The following is a 6273-nucleotide window of genomic DNA, read 5'->3' on the forward strand; positions in this document are numbered from 1 at the left end:
TAATTGATTTATTATTAACATAATTATAATTACTCTTTATTTAAGGAAAATATTTTGAGAACAATAAGACTTGATATAGAAACTAGAGAAAAAGCTTTTTTATCTCCCGCAGCATCATTTTCATCTGAAAGCAAAGGAACAGTATACCCAAGAGAAAAAGATGATATAAGAACAATTTATATGCAAGACAGAGACAGAATAGTTCATAGCGAATATTTTAGGCGTCTTAAAGATAAGGCACAGGTTATAATGCTTTCGGTGGGAGATTTCAGAACTAGGCTTACACATACACTTGAAGTTATGCAGATAGCAAGAAGTATAGCAAGGGCATTAAGGCTTAATGAAGATTTAACAGAGGCTATTGCATTTGGTCATGATTTGGGACATTCTCCATTTGGACATGCTGGAGAGAAGGCTATATCAAAATATTTTAAAGGTTTTCATCATTCTTCGCATTCTTTAAGAGTAGTTGAGCATTTAGAAAAAGGTAAGGGACTTAATTTAAGTTTTGAAGTAAGAGATGGAATTATAAAGCATACAAAAGGAAAAAACGGAAAACTTATTTCTGACTCTTCTGGTCCTTCCACTAATGAGGGTATGATTGTAAGGATATCAGATACTATAGCATATGCTAATCATGATGTTGATGATGCTATAAGATACGGACTTCTTAAATATGAGGATTTACCAAAAGATATTGTAAAAGTATTAGGCACTACATACGGAGAGAGAGCTGATACTATGATTATGGGTGTGATAGAAGCAAGTATGGAGAAGATGGAAATAGATATTGATGAGAAAGTTTTAAAGGCTATTAATGATTTGAGGGCTTTTATGTTTAAAACTGTTTATGAAAGCAAGGCTATACTTGAAGATGTAGAGAGAGTTAATAGAATTATATCTACTATATTTGAATATTTATTAAAGCATAAAGAAATAATAGAAGAGGATAATTTATTTAAAAAAGCGGATATTCCTTATAAAAGCGATGAAGAACTTGTTAAAGATTATGTAGCTCATCTTACTGATTCGGAGGCTGTAAGTTTGCATAAAAAAATTACTTACGGAAAACTCAATTATATTTAGATAAAAATATGTATAAAAAATCTATAAAAAATTATAAAGCCTTATGATAATTTATTATAATATTATTATAGGGCTTTACTTTTTATTTGATTGAAATTAAAATATTTATAATATAAAAAATACCAAAATAGAAGTTAATAATTATGGATATATTTTTTGAAGAGTATGTAAAAATAAATGGTATAGAAGAATATTTTATACATTATCCTAAAAAATCAAATACATCATTAATATTTCTGCATGGCGGACCTGGTGAAAGCGAATCATATTTTTTATATAAAATGCATTCAAAAAATCAAAATTATAATTTAGTGTATTATGATCAAAGAGGGACTGGAAAAACTCAGTTAAAAAATAAATCCAAAGAAAATGATATAACAATAGAAAAATTATTATTAGATTTGAAAGAAACTATTAATTATGTAAAAGAAAAATATAAATCAAAATATATTATTTTACTAGGTCATTCTTTTGGAAGTGTTTTAGGTATTGAGTTTATAAAAAAATATCCAAACACAGTTTCAGCATATATTGGAATGGGGCAGGTTGTTAGTTTTAAAGTAGGGGAGAAAACTGGATTTGATTATTGTTTTGATTTAGTGAAAAAAAGCGGAAGTAAAAAATATATTGAGAAAATGTGTAAGTTAAAAAATTATCCTTTTAATATAAATAATAATAATGTTTTTGATTTATTTAAAAGTTTTAGAGAAGTGCAGGCTGAATATAAATTGGCTGGATATTATGAAGGACAAGATAAATTAAAAAAGATTATAAAACAAAGTCCTATATATTCATTTAAAGATATGTTTAATTTTAGTCCATTAACATTAAACAAAAATATAATATATTATTTACTAGATTATGATACGAGTAAATTTACTAATTTTAATATACCAATATTTTTTATATGCGGTAAAAATGATTGGCAGGTACCAACTGTAACAGTGCTGGAATATTATAAACAGATAAAAGCTCCAGATAAAGACATATTTATAATAGAAAATGCAGGACATCTTCTTAATATAGAAAATACATATGAATATAATATCACTGTAGAAGGAATATGCAGCAGAATTAGCGGACAGTAAATATTTATTTTGCTGCTTCTGTATTTAATATTTTGTATCCTAATTTTTTTGACTCTTCTAAATAATGATTGCTTTTTTCTGTATACTCTTTCATTTTTTCTGCAGTAATTGTTGTTAATTTTGAATATTCATCATAAACTAATGATAAATAATAATAACTTTCTGCTAATACGGATTTTGATTTATTGTTTTTTATAGACTGTAAAAAATTATATTCAGATTCTTTTAAATCTTTTACCTGTTTTTCTACTTGATATCTGTAAAGGGATACTATACCTTTATTATTTAAAAGATAAAAATTATTCTTTTCAATATTAAGACCGTATTCTATGTCTTTTTGTGCATTATCCAAACTTTTAATATCATTATTTATTTTATAATCTATTAAATATAGCCAGCCTCTGTTTATATATATTGAAGTGTTATTTTTATCAATATTCAAGGCTTTATTATAATTGTCTAATGACATATTAAAATATTTTTTATCGCTTGTGTTTTTATATTTTTCATTATAAAGGTCAGAATATATAAGAAGTGTACTTAAATCATCTGTATTATTATTATCTTCAACTGCTCTGTTATAATCATTTAATGCTAGAGTAAAATAATTTTCATCGGCTGTATAGTGATATTTTTTTGTGTATAGAACGGATCTGTCCTTTAATACATCAATATTGCTCTCTTCGTTAAAATTATTAATATCTATAATTCTATTATAATCTTTCAAAGCGGCATTAAAATATTTATCATCTGAAGTTTCCTGATATTTTTTACTGAATAGTAATGCTCTGTTTTTTAATACTGCTGTATTATTGTCGTTTGAGTTCAGCATTCTTGTATATATGCTTATAGCACTATCATCATTTCCATTTTCAACTTCTTTTATAGCCATAAGTGATAATTCATTAATATTAAGATTTTCTTCAGTGTTTTTATTCTTTTTTACAACATTCCAAAAAACATTGTCTCCTTTTTTATTGTATTTATAGTAATCGTTTTTTAATACAAGTTTATCACCGTCATAATTTGTATCAATAATTTTATTATCATTATTGTTAGAAATTCCTTCAGAATAAATTTCTTTATTTTTATTATTTTTTTCATCATTATTATCATTTATACTATCTTTTATGTTAATATCATCATCTTCTTCTTTATTATCAGAGCTTCCTCTAAATAATAATGCTCCAACTATAATTGTTGCTAATGCTGAAATAAAAACAATAACAACAGTTCTTGTATCCAAACTGTTTATAAATTGATTATTATTAAAAAATTCGTTAAAACTATTAATATGAGGAGCTATATACTCATCATATTTTATATCCATTAGATAATCTAAGTTCTTTTTAATATTATTTCTGTTTAGTATATCATTTTTATTGCTTATTACTGTATTTGTATAAAAATTAGTGTTTATATTTGAGTATGCATTATTTTGTGATACATTATTTGAATTGTATATCCATAAACATATTCCAGCTATTATTACGGCTATGAATAGTATTATTGTTAACATAACACCATTTGAAGCAGGCTTTTCATTTGCATATTCATAATTTTCATCATTTTTTATAAAATTATGCTCTTGTTCCATGCAAAAATCCCGATATTAGTATGTTATTTATCGGATTGATGTATTATAAAAAAAAATAAATATGATAACTAAATTAAGAATTTTTTGTGAATTTAAATATTCTCGTTATATTTTTCGATTAGATTAATAATTTTTTCATTATTTGTATTATAAGCATAATCTAATGCAGTATTTGAAGTTTCATCGGTTATATTAATATCAACACCATATTCCAATAATATTTTTACTATTTCTATATTTTCTCTTATAATAGCAAACATTAAAGCATTTTTACCGTCATTGCTTACAATATCAGCATCAGCATTATTTTCAAGTAAAATATTTACAATATTTTCATGACCGCTTATAACAGATTGTATTAATGCCGTGTATCCTATATTATTTTTATAGTTTATATCTATATTAAGCGATATTATTTTTTTTATGATATCCTGATTGCCTTTAAAGCATGATTCTATAAGAATATTATTTCCGTCATTATTTATTTGATGAATATCTGCTCCATTTTTAAGTAAAGTATCAAAAACATCTATATGTCCGTTTGAAGCAGCTGCCATAATGGCATTATACCCGAATATATTAACAATATTTATATCAGCACCATATTCTATAAGCAATTTTACTATATCGTTATGTCCGTTAAATGAAGCAAGTATAATTGGAGATATTTTATCTTTGTCAAGAGAATTAACATCTGCTCCAGATTCAATTAATTCTTTTACTCCTTCATAATTTCCATGTTCTGCATATATAAAAAGTCTGTCTTCTTCTTTGTTAATATCATATTTTAATTGAGAATATAAAAGTCCGCTTAATATAAAAACTATTATAAGAATATGTTTTGACATATGTAATAATACCCCATTATTTTATATAAAAACTATTATATATAATAAACGGATTATATAGATTTATGTTAAACATTTTTATCATTAATTTTTATAAAACAATATATATTTATATAGTATCATTTTTATAATATTTATATCTGTTTTCTTTATAGCGTATCGATACATCTTTTGCAAATATTGTAAATCTTATATAATTGTATTTATATTTAACTTTATTGTAATATTCTTTAATAGTATTTGATTCTATAAAAATAATAAACTCTTTAGAGAAATATTTATCATAATATTCTTTATTTATATTTTTAATAACTTTATTTAAAGTATTTTTTATAATATCAAAAACTTTTCTTTCATCTTCTACTTTAAAATTTTTTGTTCTAAAAGCTAAAAATGCCTCACCTTCTATGTATTTAGCAAAAGATAGTGACTTACTTTCCCAAAAATTATATTTAGTGTAGAAATCTTCTAATAACTCAAACCACTTTGGTATAGCATTAACTAATATAGAAGGCTCTTTTACAGCCCTTTGAGAATCCTGTCCTGCTCTTTTTACATAATGATAATTTGTATTATATTCAAAACTAACATTTTTCGTATACATCAAAAGTTCATGTGAAAATATGCCATCTTCTCCGGGCTGAACATTTAAAGGATATCTTAAATATTTATAATTATCCAATATTAATTTTTTTATAAACATTGAACATGTTGGAAGTGCCGAATGATAATCTTTATTAACCCTTTTATCTAAGTTCCAAAAAGTGCTCAATACTACTAAATCACTGTTATTTTTTTTAGCATTATTATAAAAAACTTCGATAAAATCATTATCTATATAGTCATCACTATCAATACAAAATATATATTCGCCTTTCGCTTTTTCTATGCCGTCATTTCTTGCTGCAGATACTCCGGCATTTTTTTTGTCTATTATTGTTATTCTTTTATCTTTAGAAGCATATTCTTTTAATATTTCAAACGAATTGTCAGTAGAGCCGTCATTAATACATATTATTTCCAACTCTTTGTAAGTTTGATTAATAACGCTTTCCAAACAAGTTTTCAAATAATTTGAAACATTATAAACAGGTATTATTATACTAACCATATTTTACAGCTTTTCTATATCCTCTAAACTTAATCCAGTTATTTTTACTATTTCTTTATTATCCATATTCATATTTTTAAGTTTTAATGCTATGCTTTTTGCCTTATTTATTTCACCCTGTTCTATACCTTCTTTTATACCTTCTTCTTTACCTTCTTTTATACCTTCTTCTTTACCTTCTTTTATACCTTCTTCTTTACCTTTCTTAATTCCTTCTTCTATTCCTAATCTTCTTTCTTCATCAAGCATTATCTGATTGCCGTATAAATAAGCCTCTTTTTTCTCATATTCCATCATCATTAATCTGCTTTTTACAAAATTATTATATTTTTTCTGTACTTCTTCCATTATAGGTTTTTCTTTTACTATTTCAGACATAGACACCTCCAAATTTTTACTTGTAAAGATTTTGAGCCAATAATTCAAATCTTTAGATAATACATTTTTCCTAAACTTTTTTAACTCTATTATATGTATCTGCAAATGATCAGTTAATAACTTTTTATTATTCATCTCATAAAGCATATAACAGGAATGTATATT

At 24.4% G+C, this 6273-nt stretch carries 6 protein-coding genes; 2 read left to right on the top strand and 4 right to left on the bottom strand.

Going from position 1 to position 6273, the window contains the following annotated elements:
- Positions 1-54: 54 nt before the first annotated feature.
- On the top strand, positions 55-1086 hold the full coding sequence (locus tag F811_RS0112975) for a deoxyguanosinetriphosphate triphosphohydrolase (protein WP_020005666.1): 1032 nt from the start codon (positions 55-57) through the stop codon (positions 1084-1086).
- A 143-nt stretch (positions 1087-1229) separates the two neighbouring features.
- The gene (locus tag F811_RS0112980; protein WP_020005667.1) at positions 1230-2174 is read left to right on the top strand and encodes an alpha/beta fold hydrolase; all 945 of its coding nucleotides are present in this window, start codon (positions 1230-1232) and stop codon (positions 2172-2174) included.
- Positions 2175-2178: 4 nt separating this feature from the next.
- Here the strand turns inward: F811_RS0112980 and F811_RS0112985 are convergent, their stop codons facing one another.
- The 4 genes from F811_RS0112985 to F811_RS0113000 form a co-directional block, all read right to left on the bottom strand.
- Positions 2179-3771, bottom strand: coding sequence for a tetratricopeptide repeat protein (locus F811_RS0112985; protein WP_020005668.1), 1593 nt, complete (start codon positions 3769-3771; stop codon positions 2179-2181).
- A 92-nt stretch (positions 3772-3863) separates the two neighbouring features.
- Complete coding sequence (locus F811_RS0112990) at positions 3864-4619, bottom strand: ankyrin repeat domain-containing protein (protein ID WP_020005669.1); 756 nt, start codon at positions 4617-4619, stop codon at positions 3864-3866.
- 109 nt (positions 4620-4728) lie between these two features.
- On the bottom strand, positions 4729-5730 hold the full coding sequence (locus F811_RS0112995; protein WP_020005670.1) for a glycosyltransferase family 2 protein: 1002 nt from the start codon (positions 5728-5730) through the stop codon (positions 4729-4731).
- A 3-nt stretch (positions 5731-5733) separates the two neighbouring features.
- Positions 5734-6273: PD-(D/E)XK nuclease family transposase (locus F811_RS0113000; protein ID WP_026364460.1), on the bottom strand; the 540-nt coding region annotated here is incomplete at its 5' end.

The organism is Brachyspira innocens ATCC 29796 (assembly GCF_000384655.1).
GTDB lineage: Bacteria > Spirochaetota > Brachyspiria > Brachyspirales > Brachyspiraceae > Brachyspira > Brachyspira innocens.

Bases quoted from the DNA above. Each gene is read 5' to 3' on its own strand.
- F811_RS0112980 (WP_020005667.1), top strand. From the start codon at position 1,230: ATGGATATATTTTTTGAAGAGTATGTAAAAATAAATGGTATAGAAGAA.
- F811_RS0112985 (WP_020005668.1), bottom strand. From the start codon at position 3,771: ATGGAACAAGAGCATAATTTTATAAAAAATGATGAAAATTATGAATAT.
- F811_RS0112990 (WP_020005669.1), bottom strand. From the start codon at position 4,619: ATGTCAAAACATATTCTTATAATAGTTTTTATATTAAGCGGACTTTTA.
- F811_RS0112995 (WP_020005670.1), bottom strand. From the start codon at position 5,730: ATGGTTAGTATAATAATACCTGTTTATAATGTTTCAAATTATTTGAAA.